The sequence below is a fragment of the Thermodesulfobacteriota bacterium genome (assembly GCA_040758155.1).
Lineage (GTDB): Bacteria > Desulfobacterota > Deferrimicrobia > Deferrimicrobiales > Deferrimicrobiaceae > UBA2219.
In genome coordinates this window covers 1-18,104 of record JBFLWB010000043.1, presented here as the reverse complement: position 1 = coordinate 18,104, position 18,104 = coordinate 1, and the positions used below count along the sequence as shown (strand labels likewise).

Annotated in this window: 16 protein-coding genes; 5 read left to right on the top strand and 11 right to left on the bottom strand. The window is 68.2% G+C overall.

Translation table 11 applies throughout. From position 1 onward, the window contains the following. The 3 genes from AB1346_02820 to AB1346_02810 form a co-directional block, all read right to left on the bottom strand. Nucleotides 1–1,407 (bottom strand): efflux RND transporter permease subunit (locus tag AB1346_02820; GenBank protein MEW6719364.1); only part of this gene is annotated, 1,407 nt, incomplete at its 3' end. A gap of 6 nt (nucleotides 1,408–1,413) precedes the next feature. Further along, nucleotides 1,414–2,625, bottom strand: coding sequence for an efflux RND transporter periplasmic adaptor subunit (locus AB1346_02815; GenBank protein ID MEW6719363.1), 1,212 nt, complete (start codon nucleotides 2,623–2,625; stop codon nucleotides 1,414–1,416). A 69-nt stretch (nucleotides 2,626–2,694) separates the two neighbouring features. Continuing rightward, the gene (locus tag AB1346_02810) at nucleotides 2,695–3,384 is read right to left on the bottom strand and encodes a lipid-binding SYLF domain-containing protein (GenBank protein ID MEW6719362.1); all 690 of its coding nucleotides are present in this window, start codon (nucleotides 3,382–3,384) and stop codon (nucleotides 2,695–2,697) included. A 303-nt stretch (nucleotides 3,385–3,687) separates the two neighbouring features. Here AB1346_02810 and AB1346_02805 point away from each other — a divergent pair, with 303 nt between their 5' ends. Next, nucleotides 3,688–4,692, top strand: a complete 1,005-nt coding sequence (locus tag AB1346_02805; GenBank protein ID MEW6719361.1) for a permease — start codon at nucleotides 3,688–3,690, stop codon at nucleotides 4,690–4,692. A gap of 22 nt (nucleotides 4,693–4,714) precedes the next feature. Here the strand turns inward: AB1346_02805 and rnd are convergent, their stop codons facing one another. The 3 genes from rnd to AB1346_02790 all read right to left on the bottom strand — a co-directional run bounded on the left by rnd (nucleotide 4,715) and on the right by AB1346_02790 (nucleotide 8,040). After that, on the bottom strand, nucleotides 4,715–5,887 hold the full coding sequence (rnd, locus tag AB1346_02800; GenBank protein ID MEW6719360.1) for a ribonuclease D: 1,173 nt from the start codon (nucleotides 5,885–5,887) through the stop codon (nucleotides 4,715–4,717). Between the two features lie 7 nt (nucleotides 5,888–5,894). Continuing rightward, complete coding sequence (gene nudC / locus AB1346_02795) at nucleotides 5,895–6,734, bottom strand: NAD(+) diphosphatase (GenBank protein MEW6719359.1); 840 nt, start codon at nucleotides 6,732–6,734, stop codon at nucleotides 5,895–5,897. Between the two features lie 148 nt (nucleotides 6,735–6,882). Further along, nucleotides 6,883–8,040, bottom strand: a complete 1,158-nt coding sequence (locus tag AB1346_02790; GenBank protein MEW6719358.1) for a hypothetical protein — start codon at nucleotides 8,038–8,040, stop codon at nucleotides 6,883–6,885. A gap of 273 nt (nucleotides 8,041–8,313) precedes the next feature. Here AB1346_02790 and serA point away from each other — a divergent pair, with 273 nt between their 5' ends. Then, nucleotides 8,314–9,507 (top strand): phosphoglycerate dehydrogenase, encoded by a 1,194-nt coding sequence (serA, locus tag AB1346_02785; protein MEW6719357.1) that lies wholly within the window; start codon nucleotides 8,314–8,316, stop codon nucleotides 9,505–9,507. Between the two features lie 28 nt (nucleotides 9,508–9,535). Here the strand turns inward: serA and AB1346_02780 are convergent, their stop codons facing one another. After that, on the bottom strand, nucleotides 9,536–11,119 hold the full coding sequence (locus tag AB1346_02780) for a radical SAM protein (protein ID MEW6719356.1): 1,584 nt from the start codon (nucleotides 11,117–11,119) through the stop codon (nucleotides 9,536–9,538). 52 nt (nucleotides 11,120–11,171) lie between these two features. On the opposite strand from AB1346_02780, the gene AB1346_02775 reads away from it, so the two are divergent. Beyond that, nucleotides 11,172–13,130 carry a PAS domain S-box protein gene (locus AB1346_02775; GenBank protein MEW6719355.1) on the top strand — a complete coding sequence of 653 codons (1,959 nt, stop codon included), beginning with the start codon at nucleotides 11,172–11,174 and terminating at the stop codon, nucleotides 13,128–13,130. A gap of 17 nt (nucleotides 13,131–13,147) precedes the next feature. Here the strand turns inward: AB1346_02775 and AB1346_02770 are convergent, their stop codons facing one another. From AB1346_02770 to AB1346_02760, 3 genes are read right to left on the bottom strand one after another with little or no spacing between them, the layout of a single operon-like run. After that, nucleotides 13,148–13,279: a hypothetical protein gene (locus tag AB1346_02770; protein ID MEW6719354.1), complete on the bottom strand. Its 132-nt coding sequence runs from the start codon at nucleotides 13,277–13,279 to the stop codon at nucleotides 13,148–13,150. Then, entirely contained in the window at nucleotides 13,276–14,334 is a 1,059-nt protein-coding gene (locus AB1346_02765; GenBank protein ID MEW6719353.1) for an agmatine deiminase family protein, read from the bottom strand. Before AB1346_02765 ends, AB1346_02770 begins: the two co-directional genes overlap by 4 nt. An 11-nt stretch (nucleotides 14,335–14,345) precedes the next feature. Further along, nucleotides 14,346–15,254: a carbon-nitrogen hydrolase gene (locus tag AB1346_02760; protein MEW6719352.1), complete on the bottom strand. Its 909-nt coding sequence runs from the start codon at nucleotides 15,252–15,254 to the stop codon at nucleotides 14,346–14,348. A gap of 45 nt (nucleotides 15,255–15,299) precedes the next feature. Here AB1346_02760 and AB1346_02755 point away from each other — a divergent pair, with 45 nt between their 5' ends. Continuing rightward, entirely contained in the window at nucleotides 15,300–15,914 is a 615-nt protein-coding gene (locus AB1346_02755; protein MEW6719351.1) for a PAS domain-containing protein, read from the top strand. Nucleotides 15,915–15,919: 5 nt separating this feature from the next. Here AB1346_02755 and AB1346_02750 read toward each other — a convergent pair whose 3' ends face one another. Then, a complete protein-coding gene (locus AB1346_02750; GenBank protein MEW6719350.1) occupies nucleotides 15,920–17,287 on the bottom strand; it encodes a formate dehydrogenase accessory sulfurtransferase FdhD in 1,368 nt (455 codons plus the stop codon). 62 nt (nucleotides 17,288–17,349) lie between these two features. On the opposite strand from AB1346_02750, the gene AB1346_02745 reads away from it, so the two are divergent. Further along, a partial coding sequence (locus AB1346_02745; GenBank protein MEW6719349.1) for an amino acid--tRNA ligase-related protein occupies nucleotides 17,350–18,104 on the top strand: 755 nt, incomplete at its 3' end.

Genomic DNA, 18,104 nt, shown 5'->3' with positions numbered 1-18,104 from the left:
GACCGCCGCCGTGATGCCGAACTGGTAGAGGAACCGCCCGGAGATGCTCGACATGAACGATACCGGGATGAAGATGATCACCAGGGAGAAGGTCGTGGCCGTGACGGCCAGGCCGATGTCGGCCGTGGCGGCGCGGGCGGCCTCGAACGGCGACATCCCCTTCTCCTCGATGAACCGGAAGATGTTCTCGAGGACGACGATCGCGTCGTCGATGACGATCCCGACCATCAGGACGAGGGCGAGCATCGTCACGCTGTTCAGCGTGAAGTCGAGCGCCCACATCATGCCGAACGTGGAGATCACCGATGCAGGGATGGCCACGGCGGCGATCGCCGTCGAGCGCCAGCTCCGCATGAAGGCGAGGACCACCAGGGAGGCGAGGATGCTCCCCAGGACCAGGTGGACGTTGATCTCGTGCAGCGCGGCGTGGATGTACCGGGACTGGTCCTGGATCACCGTGATGCCGACGCCTTCGGGGAGCTCCGCGGCCGACGCGTCGAGCGCCCGCTTCGCGGCTTCGATGACGGCGACCGTGTTCGCCCCCGACTGCCGCCGCACCTCGAGGATCACGGTGGGGACGCCGTTCAGGCGCGCAGTGGAGCGCTGCTCCATGGTTCCGTCTTCCGCGCGGCCGATGTCCCGGATCCGGACGGGGGCGCGGCCAATCGTGGAAACCACAAGATCCTCGAACGCGCGGGGGTCGGCCAGCCGGCCGATGGTGCGGATCGTCTCCTCGCGTGCCCCCCGCGTGACGTTGCCCCCCGCGGCGTCGGTGTTCTGGCGCATGATCGCGTCCCGGACCGCGGTGATCGGGATGCCGAAGGCGGTCATCCGGTCCGCCTCGACCCACACGTTGACCGCGCGCTGCAGACCGCCGACCAGGCGGACCTCGCCCACCCCAGCGGCCCGTTCCAGGCGCACCTTCACGACCTTGTCGGCCAGCTCGGTCAGCTCGCGAAGCGCCCGGTCGCCCGAGATCGCCGCCGTCAACACCGGCTGCTGATCGTTGTCGAACTTCGAGACCACCGGGACGGTGGCGTCCTCGGGCAGCTCCTCGAGGATGGTGAACACCCGGTCCCGGACGTCCTGGGCCGCCGCGTCGATGTTCCGGTCGAGGTTGAACGTGACGATGACGATGGAGGCGCCGTTCCCCGAGATCGACCGGAGCTCGTCGATCCCCTCGACGGTGTTCACCGCCTCCTCGATCCGCTTGGAGATCTCGGACTCCACCTCCTCCGCGGAGGCGCCGGGGAGCTGCGTCCGGATCGAAACGGTGGGCAGGTCGACGGAGGGAAACCGGTCGACGCCGAGGCGGAGGTAGGCGGTGGCGCCGATCACGACCAGCGCCAGGATGATCATCGCCGCGAAGACCGGGCGACGGATGCAGATCTCTGCGATCTTCTGCACGGAAGGCTACCGCGTCACGGTGACAGGCGCTCCGCCGACTAGATTGCCGGGATCGAGGACGACCTCCTCGCCGACGGCGAGCCCCTCGAGGATCTCGACGCGGGCGCCCGAACGGCGGCCGGTCCGGATCTTCCGCTCGACGGCGCGGCCGTCCTTCACCCCGAACGCCTTCTCGAGCCCCGCGAAGGTCACGACCGCGGAGGCCGGCGCCAGGACGGCGGGGAGGTCGGCCTGGACCACGATCTCTGCCCGCGCGAAGGCCCCGGGGCGGAGGCGGCCGCCGGGGTTGGCCACCTCGGCCTCGACGGCCAGCGTGCGGTTCTCCTCCTGGATGGCCGGGCTCATGCGGACGACCCGCCCTTCATGCTCCGCGGTGTCCCCCTCGAGCCGGACCTTCACCCGCTGCCCTTCGCGCACGGCGGGCGCGTCGCGCTCCGGCACCGCCACCCGCAGCCGCAGCGGGTGCAGCTTCACGAGGCCGACCACCGGCGCGCCCGCCGCCAGGAACTCGCCGATCGACGCTCTCCGCTCCCGGACCGCCCCGTCGATGGGCGACGTAAGGACGGTGTCCGAAAGCTGCTGCTTCGCCAGCTCGAGCCCCGACCGGCGTTCCGCGAGCAGCTCCATGCGGTTCCGGATCTCCTCGACCGCGGCCTGGTACCTTCCCTCCGCGACCAGGAGCCTCGCCAGCGACGCGTCGTACTCGGCCCGAGCGATGTACTCCTTCTGCCAGAGCTGCTCCGTGCGGTTCCGGTTCTGACGCGCCTCCGCGAGCACCGCCGCCGCCTCCCGGACCAGGGCGGTCTTTTCGGGATCCGCCCGGTCGTCCGTGCCGCCGGGTTCCAGCCCGAGCCCGGCGCGCACCTGGCGCAGCGAGGCCTCCGCCTGTTCCGCGCGCAGCCGGAAATCCGTCGGATCGAGCCGCGCCAGCACCTGTCCCTTGCGCACGAGGGTGCCGAGGTCCACGGGGATCTCGACCACCCGCCCGGCGACCTTGAACCCCGCGACGACCTCCAGGTCGGCGGCGAGGGTTCCGGTGACGGCGATCGTTCGGGGAAGCCTGCTCTCCTCGACGGCCGCGACTTTGACGGCGCGGGGCGCCGGCCCCTTCCCCCCGTTCTCCGTCCGGGGCGCCGATCTGCCGTCCTGCCCGCAGGACGCCGCGAAGATCGCGATGCACAGCGCGAAGCAGAGCGCGAATCCGTCGAGCCCGCGCAAATTTCCATCCCTGTGGCACATTTTCACAAGTCTACTTCCCCGGCCCCCTTCCGCGCAACGACGCGGGAATCATCGAATTCGGGTTTCCAGCGCCGTCCTCAGCTTCTCCGCAACGGCCGGCGCCTTCACCCCGCCGCCTTCCACGATATCCGCGGGACGCGCGCCGCCTCCGCCGTAGAACGCCTCGTTGCTTTCGCGGTCGACCTGCATCGAGGACCCCGCCAGCGACACGCCGGCGAAGAGACCGCGGCTCCTCGAATAGGCGAATATCTCCGCCTTCATCTCGATGTCCGTCGCCGCCTTCGCCGAGCGGCCGACCGGGCCGGCCGCCACGGAGGCGTCCGCCCCAAGGGTGTATTTCCCCCTCAAGATCCCCTCCACGCTGCGCGCGGTCTTGAAGACGAGCACGAAGTCCGCGGACTCGGCGCCGATCTGCCACCCGATGCTGCCGCTCGCGAGGTTCACGAACACGGGATTGCTCCACCGCCCGCCGTCTTTCCGTATGGACAGCACCCCGCGGCCATACTGGCCTCCCACCACGAGTCCCACCTTGATGACTCCGGGGATGATCGCGATCCCGTGCGCGTCCGCGAGGAGCGCCGGCGGCACCGCGCTCTCGGGAATCGATTGGATCTTCTCCAGCACCTCCGCGGCGGCTTCGACGCGGGCCGCTTCCTCCCCCGCGGCCGAAACCGTGGAAACCGGCGTCACAAGAAGAAACAGCAGTGCAGGCAGCATCGACCTCGCAAATCCCGTCATGGCATGCGGTCTCCTTTCTTTCCGTCGCGGCGGACCGCTCCGGGCGCTTCCCGTTTAAGATGACGCGGCATGGAATATCGGTGCCTGCCCGGCGGAGAAGATCCCGGGAGAAAAAAGGCGGTCCGATATCCGGAATTGCGGAAGCCGCACGCGGGTGTTAATATGTCATATCGTCAATTGTAAATATGAGGAGGGCAAGGGATGAACGGCTGCTGCGGCACGGACCCGGCGGGCGGAGAGAATCGGGCCCGCGCGGCGGAGGCCGGGGCGTACCCGGCCGCGGCGTATCTGGGCGTCGGCGCGATGGCGCTCGCTGTCTGGTGGCTCGTCTACAGATCGCTCGCTCCTTTCTCGAAATGGTTCACTTATTCCCTGCTCCCCCTCGCGGAGGGGACCCGCCTGTCGGCCGCCGTCGAGTTCTTCGTCTACGACGCGCCGAAGGTGCTGATGCTCCTCGCGCTGGTCGTCTTCGCGGTGGGGATCGTCCGGTCGTTCTTCACGCCCGGGAGGACGAGGCGCATCCTCGCCGGTAAACGCGAGGCCACGGGCAACGCGACGGCCGCGCTTCTGGGGGTCGTCACCCCGTTCTGCACCTGCTCCGCGATCCCGCTGTTCCTCGGATTCGTGACCGCCGGTGTACCTCTGGGGGTGACTTTCTCCTTCCTCGTCTCGGCTCCGATGGTGAACGAGATCGCCCTGGTCCTGCTGTACGGCCTGTTCGGCTGGAAGGTCGCCGCCGTCTACGCGGGCACGGGGCTCGCGATCGCCATGACCGCGGGGTGGGTCATCGGCCGCCTGCGGATGGAACGGCACCTGGAGGATTGGGTGTACGAGAGCCTCGGCGGGGCCGTGGGGGCGACGGATGGGGAATCGGACCCCGAGCTCTCCTGGCGGGAGCGGGTCCATTGCGGCATGGAGGCCGTCCGGGACATCGTCGGGAAGGTGTGGCCCTGGGTCCTCGCGGGGATCGCCGTCGGGGCGGGAATCCACGGGTACGTCCCCGAGAACTTCATGGCCCGGATCATGGGAAACGGCGCCTGGTGGTCGGTCCCTTTGGCCGTCCTCATCGGGATCCCGATGTACTCGAACGCGGCGGGGATCATCCCTGTGGTGCAGGCGCTGCTCGGCAAGGGAGCGGCGCTGGGCACGGTGCTCGCCTTCATGATGGCGGTCATCGGGCTCTCCCTGCCCGAGGCGATCATCCTGCGGAAGGTCCTGAAGGTCCGCCTGATCGCCGTTTTCATGGGAGTCGTCGCCGCCGGGATCCTGATCGTCGGGTACCTGTTCAACGCGCTGATGCCGACCTGAGGAGGGGACGGCAAGTCCCCTCCTACTTCCGCCTCTCCTCGATTTCCGCCTCCCCGTCGCGCACGAAGAGGGAGAGCCTGCCGTCGAGAAGCGCCAGCAGCTCCTTCCCGACGAGGTCGAGCCGCCAGCCCGACAGCACGGCGAGCCCGTCCCGCTCCCCCGCCGCCAGCCGTTCCAGCTCCTCCGCGTTCGCGAGCAGCTCCGGGGCGACCCGGTGGGCGCGCGCCCGGGAGCGCAGGAGCGCCCCCAGGAGGGGGACGACGGAAGATCGCTCGCCGTTGCCGCGGGGCCTCGATGGGGCCTGCCCCGGAAGCCGCTCCTCCCGAAGGGCGAGCGCATCTCGGACGACGTCCAGGACGGCCGCGGAGGTCTCCCCCCCGACCTTCCACTCCAGCCCCCTTACCCGGCGCAGCGCCTCCTCGTCGGCGGCCCGGCTCCGGGCGATCGCCAGCGCGCTCTCGTCGGAGAGCACGCGGCGGCGGGGGACGTCCCTGCGCCGCGCTTCCCGCTCCCTCCACGCGATCAGCCCCCGCAATACCGCCAGGCGCCGGGGATCGAGCCCCGTCCATCCCTTGACCCTGCGGTATTCCTCCTCGGGGGGCGACTCGTACGTCGCGGGAGACGCCAACGCCGAGAACTCGGGCTCGATCCAGGCGAGCCGCCCTTCCTTCCGGAGCCGGGAGACCATCCGGTCGTGCAGCGCGGGCAGGTAGCGGACGTCGTCGAGGGCATAGGAGAGCTGGGACGAGGAGAGCGGGCGGGCGCACCAGTCGGAATAGGAGTGCCCCTTCTTCACGTCGACGCCGAGGAAGCCGCGCACCACCGCGGCGTACGCGGCCTGGACGGGATGACCCAGGAGCGCGGCGGCGACCTGCGTGTCGAACACCGGAGCGGGCACTCTCCCCGTCCGTTGGTAGACGATTTTCAGGTCCTGTCCGCCGGCGTGCACCACCTTCAGGATCGTCGGGTCGAAGAGCAGCTCGTCGAGCGGGGAAAGATCCTCCACGGCGAGCGGATCGACTGCGAAGACCGCGTCTTCCGTTCCGAGCTGGACCAGGCAGAGGCGGGGATAGTAGCTCTTCTCGCCCACGAACTCGGTGTCGAATCCGATCCTGCCGGCCCGCCGCATGCCGGACACGACGGCCCGAAGCTCCGCGGCATCCGTCACCAGGCGTCCCTTCGTCTCCTTTTCCACCGCTCCCCTACTCCCGCCCGCCGCCCCGCCGGCCGTGCTCCGCAAGGAACCAGTCGATCAGTTGCCGTGCGATCGTCCCGTGGCGGGGGATCTGCAGCCGCGTCACCTCTTCCGGCTCGAACCAGGCCGCCTGGACCAGCTCCTTCTCCTCGATCACGAGGTCCCCGCCCGCGTACTCCGCGGTGAATCCCACCATCATCGTGCGGGGGAACGGCCACGGCTGGCTTCCGAAATAGCGGATGTTCTTCACCTCGATCCCGGCTTCCTCGCGGATCTCCCGGCGGACGCACTCCTCGAACGATTCCCCCGCTTCGACGAAGCCGGCCAGGACGCTGAAGAAAACCGAGGGGTGCCTCCGGGTATGGGCGAGGAGAAGCCTGCCGTCGCGCACGACGGCGACGATGACCGCCGGGGAGACGCGGGGGTAATACTGGATCCCGCAGGGGGCGCAGCCCATCGCCCGCTCTCCCGGCACCGGCGAGGCAGGCATCCCGCACTTCCCGCAGAACCGGTGGCTCCTCGCCCAGTCGAGGAGCTGGAACGCGCGCCCCGCGAGGGCGAACATCCCCTCCGGCAGGATCCCGAGGAGGGAGCGCAGCGTCCGGAACGCCGTGCCGTCGGGCTCGGCGGCCTCGTCCAGTTCCGCCGCGAAGCAGCCCCTGCCGTCCAGCGTGCCGAGGAACTGCCGATCGGACGCGCGCAGGCCCAGGTCCGCCGGGTCGGCCAGCAGCGGGATCTCCGCGGCATCGCCATGGATCCGCACCAGGAGGCGGTCGGCGTGGAACAGGAACCACCACCCCTCGCGGGGAAGTCCCGGGGGCGGCGCGACGGCGTGCTCGAACGGCATGGGATTCCTTTCGGAAGCGATTCCCGAAGTATACACCAGCCGCCGGCGGACGGCAGACCGCGCGATACGGAAAGGGCCGGAGCAACCGCCGCTCCGGCCCTTCCGTCAACCACCTGTATAGCCGAGGTTACGTCTCGAGGACCGCCCTTCACGCGCGGACCAGGCGTCTCCTCAGGCCTCGGCCGAGAGCGACGAGCGCCAGGGGGCCGAATACGGCCAGGCAGTCCTTCCAGCCACCGCGGGCTCCCGCGACGGAGCATCCGCCGCCGCCCCCTCCCCCGATCGCAGCGGCGCCGGCAGTGCCTGGATCTCCACCGGGCGATCCGGTGGATGAACTCGGGATGATGGAGAAAGCAAAGTCGCTGTCATCGGACCCGAACATCTGCGCAATGTTTTCGGTCGTGACCCGGATCAGGCAGGTCACGTCGCAGCTGACGTTCGGCACATTCCACTCGTATGCGCCGGGATTATCGCCAAGATCCGCAATCTGCTCCCAACTGCCGCCGTTGTCCCGGGAGAAGTAGATCCGGACTTTGAGGTCCGGGGTGGATGTGAAATCCTGATCCAGGGCGTACCAGGTGATGGCGTAGGTGGAGCCGCCCTGCAATTCCTCCCCGCCGTTGGGGGCGGTCACCGTGGTGTCCGGCGCCAGATGATCTATCGCGATAACCTGGCAATAGGACAATTCCGAGGAGGCCCCCACGTTGCCGGCGCCGTCCGTGGCGGTCACGTACCACTCGTAGGCGGAATCGTACAGGAGCAGGGTGATATTGTTGGAAGTGATGCCGGAGACATCGTGGAGCGTTATCCCGTTGGCGAGATCGTTGACGATAATCCTGTACGTTACCCCGCTCATGTCGGAAACGGATTCCCATTCGAACCTCACGTTCGCCGTATCCAGCTGGTCCCCGTTGGGAGGCGATGTCGGTACAGGCGCCGAAGGGGCGATCGAGTCGGCCGTGAATTTCGACAGGACGTTCGAAGGCTTCGAGTCGCCGCCCGGGCCCACGGCGATCACCCGATAGTAGTAGACGACGTCCGGGGCGACCGTATTGTCGATGAAGCTTGTCGTATCGGCGCCCACCGCGCCCGACTCGGCGAAGAGGACGCCGTCCGGGGAACGCTCGATGCGAAAAGAGGTTTCGTCGACGGAGTTGTCCGTCCAGTTCAGTTGTATCTGCGTCGGGCCGAGTACCGTCCCGGTGAGATCGGTCGGTTCCGCGGGAGCCGCCGCCAGTGCCACCGACATCGGGAGGACGATGAGACCAAGAACGATAACGACGATTGCAGCCAAGGCTGGTCTCATTTCATTTCGCCTCCTTCTGTCGATGGTTTTTCGTGATGTCGCAGGACCTGCTTCTTCCCAAAAACTCGTATTAACGGAATTGCCTTGAGCAGAATCCATGCCAAGGCAAGCCGTCATCGCGGGCATGACATTTACATGAATGTATACATATGCTTATGCAATGCTGACGAGCAGGGTCCCGGCGGGCGGATTGACGAAGGATCGTCGTAATTTTTCAACTTTATTGGAGAATTATCATTGACCAACCGGGATGGACATTATAATTTCCCGGTCATGAAAGCCCTGCTGCTCGAAAACATCCACCCGGACGCCGCCGCGACCTTCACCGCCGCGGGTTTCGACGTGGAGACGGTCGCCGCCAGCCCGGCGCGGAAGGACCTCGCCCGCATGGTCGGGGACATCGACATCCTCGGCATCCGCTCGAAGACCCGGATCACGGAGGAGCTGCTGGCGCAGGCGCCCCGCCTGCTCTCCGTGGGAGCGTTCTGCATCGGCACGGACCAGATCGACGTCGAGGCGTGCAGCACCCGGGGAATCGCGGTATTCAACTCCCCCTACAGCAACACCCGAAGCGTCGTCGAGCTGGCCATCGGCGAAATGATCATGCTGCTTCGCGGCGTCCAGGACCGCAGCGACCTGCTCCACAAGGGCGGCTGGTCGAAATCCGCCGAGGGCGCCCACGAGATCCGGGGGAAGAAGTTAGGCATCATCGGGTACGGCAGCATCGGCTCCCAGCTCTCCGTCCTGGCCGAGGCGCTCGGGATGCAGGTGTTCTACCACGACGTCGCCGAGAAGCTCTCGATGGGGAACGCGAAGAAGGTCCCGCTGGAGGAGCTGCTTCACGTCTCGGACGTCGTTTCGATCCACGTCGACGGGAGAGGCTCCAACCGCGACTTCATCGGCGAGCGGGAGTTCGCCATGATGAAGGACGGCGTCATCTTCCTGAATTTGAGCCGCGGCTTCGTGGTCGATGTCGAGGCGCTTGCGAGGAACCTGCGGAAGGGGAAGGTCGGGGGGGCGGCGGTCGACGTCTTTCCTGAGGAGCCGCGCAGCAACAAGGAGCAGTTCGCCTCGCCGCTGCAGGGGATCCGCAACGTGATCCTCACGCCGCACATCGGCGGCTCCACCGAGGAGGCGCAGCAGAACATCGGGGTCTTCGTGGCCGCCCGCATCCTGAGGTATCTCGATACCGGGACCACCTCGTCGAGCGTCAACTTCCCGGTCCTCCAACCGTCCCCGACGCGCGAGAGGCACCGGTTCGCCCATCTCCACGAGAACATCCCGGGCATGATGGCGCAGATCAACGAGCTGTTCGCCCGGCAGGGCGTCAACATCGTCGGGCAGCACCTGCAGACGCGCGGGCGCCTCGGCTACGCCGTCATCGACGTCGGGGAGGGGTGCCCCCCCTCGATCATCGGGCATCTCCGGAAGATTCCCCACACGATCCGGGCGCGCGCCGTCTTTTAAACAGGCCGCGTCCCGCCGCAGCGGCGCTTCAGGCGGCGCCGGGCCGGAAGAAAAAGGCGTGGCTGGATGTGAACCAGGGCGGAGTCCGCCCCGCGATCTCCCGGATCGCCGCTTCCCCCAGCAGCTCCCTTTGCAGGAATCGGCGCGCCTGCGCCCTGCCCCACCCGTCGCCCTCCGGCACTGGCCGGTACAGCCCCAGCGGCTCCTCCGGATCGCAATACTCCGGACACGTCCCTTCGGCGTCGCGCGGCAGGTTCAGGATCGACAGATTCAGCCAACCTATCTCCCCGGCGCGGTCCGCAAGGAAGCAGCGGGTCCGCTCGGCGTCGTCGCGCGTCTCCCCCGGGAACCCGAGCATCACGTACACGTAGGAGGAGATCCCCGCCCGCGACAGGTTCGACAGGACCTTCGCCGCCTCCGCGACGCGTGTCCCCTTCCCCATCCGGTCGAGAAGCCGCTGCGAGCCGCTCTCCAGTCCGAGCTGGAGCATCCCGCATCCCGCATCCGCAAGGTCCGCGACGAGCCCCGGGTCGAGGAGCTCCGGGCCGAAACGGGCGAAGCCGTGCCACCGGATCCCGCGCAGCAGCTCCTTGCGGGCCGCCATCGACCGCAGAACGGCCGGGGGGATCGCGTTGTCCGTGAGGTGGAACCGGGACACACCGTAGCGCAGCGACAGCTCTCGCAGGAGCGCAGGGAAGGCGTCGGCGTCCGCGGCGCGGAACGGGTGCACCGGCGCCACCGCTTCCGGGCAGAAGGCGCACTTCCCCCACCAGCAGCCCCGGGAGGAGGCGACGGGAAGCACGGGCTCCGGGGAAAGGTAGTCCGGCAGGGAGGCGAACCGGTAGTCGGGAAGGAATTCGACCTCACCGTCCTCCTCGAGGAACACCGATCCCCCGGGGATGCCGGCCGCCGCGTCCGCCAGCGCCCGCTCTCCCGGCCCGAAGCCGACCGCGTGGAAAGGCGAAAAGCCCAGCCCTTCCCTGCGGAGCGCCTTCCTCCAGGAGGAGATCATCCCGCCGCCGCCCAGGATCTTCGACTCGGGCAGGCGGCGCCGGAGGAGCCCCGCGAGCTCGAATGCGGGGAGGACCTGGTGGCGGTAATGGATCGAGATTGCCACGATTCCGGGGCGCATCTCCCGGATCCGCTCCGCGAGGCATCGGAAGTACCCGGAAAATATCGTTTCCTTTTCGCCGGACGCCAGCAGCGAAAGGGCTTCGGGCGAGAATTCCGACAGCTCCTCGTGGAGGTAGTCGCCCAGCGTCAGCCGCTCCGCGCCCGACGGCCCACGGTGCGCGGAAAGCGCCCCGCCCAGGTGGCGAACCGCGGCGGCGTACCTTGGATAGGATTCTGCGGCGGCGGGGGAGCGCAGGAAGGAGAGCGAGCCCGGCGCATGCCGCAAGGCGCGCCGCACGTGCGTCGAGGGAGCGCCTCCCGCGGCGGCCGACAGCCGCTCCTCCCCCAAAAGGTAAAGGTACGACTCGAGGTTCGCGTCGATCGCGGCGGCGCGGATCCCCCTCTTTCCCAGGTGCGAAAGGAGGACCGCCGTGCCCAAGGGGGGCTCGGCGGGCTTCACCGCGGGGGGGTGGATCAGCAGGATGTCCTTATTCGGCATACTGTCCTATTATTACCTGAATTTCCGAATACCGCCTTCCGATGGAGAAGCGATGGAAAAACCGCCGCACAACGCCGCCGAATCCGGAGAGGCCGCATCCCTTCGTTCCCGGCTGAAGAACCTCTCGGGGCAGATGTTCGTCTCCCTCGTCGAGAACAGCCCGGACCTCATCGGAATCGCGACGCTCGACGGCGAGCTGTTCTACCTCAATCCCGCCGGCCGGAAGCTCCTCGGGCTGGAAAACGCTCCCGTGCCTCCGGGGATCCGGGTCCAGGACTTTATCTCGGAGAAGCACCGAGCCAAGTTCCAGTACCAGCTCCAGCGGCTGGCCCGAACGGGGACCTGGCAGGGGGAAGGGAGAGCGGTCCACTTCCGCACCGGCGCAAGGATCCCGCTCGAGACGCACGCGTTCCTGGTCCGGGACCCCGACAACGGAGCGCCGATCGCCATGGCGAGCATCAGCCACGACATCACCGACCGCAGGCGCGTGGAGAACGCGCTGCGGGTATCGGAGGAGAAGTTCTGGAACGCCTTCCGGATCTCGCCGGACTCCGTGAACATCAACCGCCTGCGGGACGGGATGTTCGTCGAGATCAACGAGGGATTCACACGGCTGCTCGGATACGAGCTCGACGAGGTGATCGGAAAGACTTCGGAGGAGCTCGGCATCTGGGCCCGCCCCGAGGACCGCGAAGAGCTCCTCCGGCGGCTCGACCGGGACGGCGTGGTGCAGGACTTCGAGAGCGTGTTCCGCCGGAAGAACGGGCGGCTCGGCACGGGGCTGATGTCGGCGCGCGCGCTCGTGATGGACGGGGAGCCTTTCATCCTCTCGATCACCCGCGACATCACGGAGCGGGTGAAGCTGGAGGAGCAGCTCCGGCAGGCGCAGAAGATGGAGGCCGTGGGGCGCCTCGCGGGAGGGATCGCGCACGACTTCAACAACCTGCTGACCGTGATCCTCGGCTACTGCGACGTTCTGCTGTCCCGCCTGCCTCCGGGGGACCGGTCGGCCGAAGAGATCCGGGAGATCCAGAAGGCGGGGGACGCCGCGGCCGCCCTGACCGGGCAGCTCCTCGCGTTCGGACGGAAGCAGGTGCTGAACCTGCGGCCGACGGCGATCAACGCCCTCGTGTCGGAGATGGAGAACATGCTGCAGAGGGTCCTCGGCGAGACGATCTCGCTGAAGACCCGGCTCGAGCCGGAGCTGTGGACGGTGCGGGCGGACAGGAACCAGCTCCAGCAGGTGGTGATGAACCTGGCGATCAACGCGAGGGACGCGATGCCGGCCGGCGGCGACCTGGAGATCGAGACCCGGAACGCCGATGTGGACAAGGACTGCCCGGCGAGGCCGCCGGACTGCCCGCCCGGGAAATACGCCCTCCTTTCGGTGGCCGACACGGGGCACGGGATGGACGAGGATACGGCGCGCGAGATCTTCGAGCCTTTCTTCACGACCCGGGAGCTGGGGAAAGGAACGGGGCTGGGGCTTTCGACGGTGCACGGCATCGTCCGCCAGAGCGGAGGCTTCATCGAGGTGGAGACCCGTCCCGGCGGCGGCAGCACCTTCCGGGTGTTCCTCCCCCGGGTGGAGGCGCCCGTGGAGACCTTGCCCGCGGGGAACGCGCCGGCGAAGGCGCGGGGAGGAGGCGAGACGATCCTGCTGGTCGAGGATTCCGACGTCGTGCGGTTCTACGCCGTCGAGATCCTGAAGGTCGGCGGTTACAACGTGCTGGTCGCGGAGAACGGGGAGGACGCGCTTCGCATCGCGGCGGAGCATCCCCTGCCGGTCGACCTCCTCGTCACCGACCTGGTGATGCCCGGGCTGAACGGCAAGGAGCTCGCCGACCGGCTCGGGGCGTCGCAGCCCGGGCTGAAGGTCCTCTTCGTCTCCGGATACCCGGAGCAGGCCTCCGGGAAGAAGCGGCTGGTCGAGGACGGGTCGCACTTCCTCGGGAAGCCGTTCAAGCCGAACGAGCTCCTCGAGACGGTCCGGAGGATCCTCGACGCCTGACCTGTTCCTCGCCTGACCTATTCCTCTTCCTCATCGACGATCTCGAACTCGCCCTCGTACTTGCAGAGGGGGCACTTTTCGGGCGTATCCTCCGCGTCGACCTTGAACTCCTGCCCGCAGTCGGGGCAAAGCACCACCCACTTGCTCATGCTCCGGACTCCTTTCGGAAGGCGCCGCCGGCCGGCTGCTGCTGCGTCAGGCAGTGGACGGCGCCGAGCCCCCAAACAAGGTCCACGGCGTGGATCCCGATCACCGGGCGGTCGGCGAACCGCTCCGCCAGGATCCCCAGGGCGACGCGATCGTTCGGGTCGTTGAAGGTGGGGACCAGGACGGCGGCGTTACAAATGTAGAAGTTCGCATAGCTGGCGGGGAGCCGGACGCCGTCCATGTGCAGCGGTGCCGGCATCGGCAGCGGGACGACCTCGAGGCGGGAGCCGTCCTCCAGCCGCGCCCCCTCCAGCCGCTCCCGATTCTCCTCCAGCGCGCGGTGGTTCGGGTCGTCCGGGCACCTCTCGCGGCACAGGACGACGGTTCCGGGGCCGACGAACCGGCACAGGTCGTCGACATGGCCGTGCGTATCGTCTCCGGCGATCCCCTTCCCCAGCCAGATCGTGTTGCCGGCCCCGAGGACCTCGCGGAAGACGCCCTCGAGCTCCCCGCGGGTCATCCCGGGGTTCCGGACCTGGACCCGGGGATCGAGGAGGCATTCCTCGGTGGCGAGCAGCGACCCGCGCCCGTTGACGTCGATCGCACCTCCTTCCAGCACGACCTCGCGGTCCCCCGCCTTGGGCCGCAACAGGCGCAGCCCCAAAGCCCTGGCGGCCCGTTCCGGCACGCGCCCGTCCTTTTTCCAGTCGGGATATTTCGCCCAGGCGTTGAACCGGAACGACGCGACGGCCACCTCGGGGGCAGGGCGCCCGCGCCGGACGAAGATCGGGCCGGAGTCGCGCGTCCAGCCGCGGTCCGTGGGAAAGCGGAAATACTCGACCCGGGCCGGGTCCACTCCCACGCGCGCCAGCAGGCGGCGGGCCTTCGCCTCGTGGGCCGCGGATTCCACGATGATCCTGGCGGTCTCGCCTGCAACGATCCTGCGGACCATCTCCCCGTAGACCCAGGGAACGGGGGCGAACTTGCCGGGCCAGTCCGTCGGGTTGTGGGGCCAGCCGAGCCAGGTCGCCTCGTGCGGCTCCCATTCGGCCGGCATCCGATATCCGCTCACCGTTTCTTCTCTCCGGCGCCTTCGTCCAGGTACCGGAGCGTGATCCCGCCGTAGGCGTCGATCCGGCGATCCCGGAGGAACGGCCAGTTCCTCCGGATCTCCTCGATGTGCGCGAAATCGACCTCGGCGAGCAGGATCTCCTCCCGGTCCGCGGACCCCTCCGCGAGAACCGCCCCCTGCGGATCGCAAACGAAAGAAGACCCCCAGAACTCGATCCCCGCCCCGCCGTCCTCCGGGACCTCCCTCCCCACCCGGTTGACCGCCGCCACGTACACCCCGTTGGCGACGGCATGCCCCCGCTGCACGGTCCTCCACGCGTCGAGCTGCCGCGGGCCGTGGGTCGCTTTTTCGTGGGGATGCCACCCGATGGCGGTGGGATAGAAAAGGACGCCCGCCCCGGCGAGCGCGGTGAGCCGCGCGCCTTCCGGGTACCACTGGTCCCAGCAGATGAGCGCCCCGATGCGGCCCGCGCGGGTGTCGAAGGCGCGGAACCCGAGGTCCCCCGGCGTGAAATAGAACTTCTCGTAGTACGACGGGTCGTCGGGGATGTGCATCTTCCGGTAGATCCCCGCGACCGTTCCGTCCGCGTCGAGGACGGCCAGCGAGTTGTGGTAGAGGCCCGCGGCCCGCCGCTCGAAGACCGGCGCGACGACGACGCATCCCGTCTCCCGCGCGGCGCGCGCCAGGGCGTCGGTGGTCGGGCCCGGTACCGGCTCCGCCAGGTCGAAGAAGTCGGCGTCCTCCCGCTGGCAGAAGTAGCGTGTGCGGAACAGCTCGGGGAGGCAGACGACCTGCGCCCCCCGCCCGGCGGCCTCGCGGAGCATCGCCAGCCCTTTCTCCAGATTTTCCGCCGGGTCCGGCCCCATGGACATCTGCAGAAGCGCCACGACGAACCGCGTCTCCATCTTCAGTCTCCTCCCGCCGGTTTCGGTGGTATAGAATATATTATTATGGCGGATCTCCAAACGGCGCCTGTCACTTCTCCGGACGGCGATTACTTCAAAGCCCTGTTCGACGCGGTTCCGTCACCCGTCTTCATCGTTGACGCGGACGTCCGGATCCTCGATTACAACGAGGCGGCCGCCGGCATGCTCGGCCCGGACCGGTCGTCGCAGCTCATGAAGCGCGGAGGCGAGGCCCTTCATTGCCTGCATGCCGACGAAACCCCCGAGGGATGCGGGCATGCCGGGGACTGCAAGGACTGCCTCGTCCGGAATTCGGTCGGCGCGGCAATCCGCGACGGAAGGATCGTCCGCGCGAAGACCCGGATGGAGCTGCGGGCCGGGGCGTCGGATGAAACGGTGACGCTGGATCTCCTCGTCACCGCGGCTCCTTTCACCTTCAATGGGATGCCGCTCTCCCTCCTGATCCTGGAGGACATCAGCGAGCTGACGCGCCTCCGGGAGATCATCCCCATCTGCTCCTACTGCAAGAAGATCCGGAACGACGCGGGTTACTGGCAGTCCGTGGAGGATTACATCAGCAGGAACACCGGCTTCGACTTCTCCCACGCCATTTGCGGCCCCTGCCTGGAGAAGCATTACGGCAGCGTCTTGAAGAAGTAAGGAGGCTACCCCGGCGGGAACTCCCCTTCCCGGCGGAACCGGAAATAATCCTCCGGCGTGTTGATGTTCCGGAAGGCGGACAGCCCCGGATCGAACCGGTCCACGGTTTCCCGCGCGACACGGCGGACCCGCAGCCTGTCGTGGAAGGAATCCAGCCCCCGCCGCCCGTCCCGCAGCGCATCCTCCAGGGCGGGGAGCGCGCTTTTCCGGTACAGGGCGTGGAGCGGCACCGGCCCGGACTCCCCTTCCGGGACGACCACGTCGGAATCTTCCGCAAGAGAGCACAGGAACCGGATCAGGTCCCCCTTGACGTACGGCATGTCGCAGGCGACCACGAAGACCCGGTCCGTCGCGCTGTGGAACAGGGCGGAATGGATCCCCCCCAGCGCACCCATGCCCGGGAACCGGTCCGGGACAAGGCGGCACGGCATGAAGTCGTACTGCTCCGGCTCGACGCCGACGACGATGACCTCGTCGAACAGCTCCGCCATCTTCCGGTGGATCGCCTCGATGAACCGCCCCCCCCGGTACGGAAGCAGCGCCTTGTCGCACCCCATCCGATAGGAAGGCCCGCCGGACAGGATCGCTCCGGTGACGCCCGGGATCCGTCCGGATGCTCCGGATGTGGCGATCCGCTCCGGATGGGAGTAGACGTTGAACCGCCCCCCCCGGACGCAGCCGACGAGTGTGATCCCCCGCTCCCCGCAGCTCCGGATGGCCGACTCGGTCGGGCAGGTCTGCGAAACGATCGTGGAGACGCCCAGGAAGCCGGCTTTCGCCGCCACACCCGAGGAAACCCGCCCGGTGACCGCAAGGATCCTGCCGGAAAGGTCGATTCCCTTTAAAAGCGCCTCGCCCGCGATCCGGTCGACGGCGTTGTGCCGGCCGATGTCCTCCGCGGAGAGGAGTAGGCGCTCCCCGTCTCCCGCGCCCGCTCGGTGGATCCCGCCGTACTCGCGGCATCCGTCCTCGTGCCGCGCCAACGCCCCCATGGTCCGGAAGATCGCCTCAGGCCGGAAGAACGGGCCGGACCCCGGCAGCAGGACGCTTCGGACGGACACGTCCGGAGCGAGCGGGCCGGGCGCCTCTCCCCGGATCCGTACGCTCACGGAGCCCTGCTGCTCGAGGACCGTCAGGGAAAGAAGGTCGGCCGGCGTGCGGATCACCCCTTGAAGTCTGAGGAATCCGGAGACGAGGTAATGAAGGTCGTGCGGGGAGGCGAGCAGATTGGCGAAAGGCGCGCCGTTCACCGAGAGGGAAACGGAGAGTTCCGGAATCGGGGTATGGGAGACGGGGACCAGGCGGCGCCCGTCGTAGCGCAAGACCGCCGGCATGCCGCTCCCCGTCCGGTCGTCGTCGGGAAGCCTCGCCATACGACATTTATATCACGATGGGGAGTATTGCGTATTTTTACCGGAGGAGCCAAATTGGACGGATGTCCGGGGGACACGACAACGCGGAGACGTGGCGGCGCCTGGCGGACGGAAGGCTGTCCTGGGATGGGCTGCGGGCGAGAGCGGAGATTCTTCACGGGATCCGGTCGTTTTTCCGCCGCCGCGGATTCCTCGAGGTCGATCCGCCGATCGCCTCCCCCTGCCCGAACATCGACCCCAACATCTACCCGGTCCGGATCGAGGACGCCGCGGGGAAGGCGGCCCGCTTCTACCTGCACACCTCCCCGGAACTCGCCATGAAGAAGCTGCTCGCCGCGGGCTCCGGAAACATCTTCTTCCTGGGCAAGGTGTTCCGGGACCGGGAAGGGTCGCCTCTCCACTCCCCCGAGTTCACCATGCTCGAGTGGTACCGGCTCGGCAACGTCGAGGCCGTGATGAACGACGTGGAAGAGCTGGTCCGGGAACTGGCGTCGGGGATCTGCGGCGGGAAGGCCCTCCGCCGCGGCGGAAGGGAAATCCCGATCGATCGTCCCTGGGACCGCAGGGAGCTTTCCGAAGCGTTCCGGGAGCTGCTCGGAGCGGAAATGACCGACGGAGAGGGCTTGCGGGCCGCCCTTTCCCGGCGCGGCTTCCGGCCCGGCGCGGACGAATCCGCGGAGGAGCTGTTCTTCCGCGCGTGCATCGAGGCGATCGAGCCCGACGCGGCGAAGCGGGGCGCCTGCTTCCTGACCGGCTTCCCCGCCGCCCTGGGCGCGATGGCCCGGCGGCGCACGGAAGACCCCTCGATCGCGGAGCG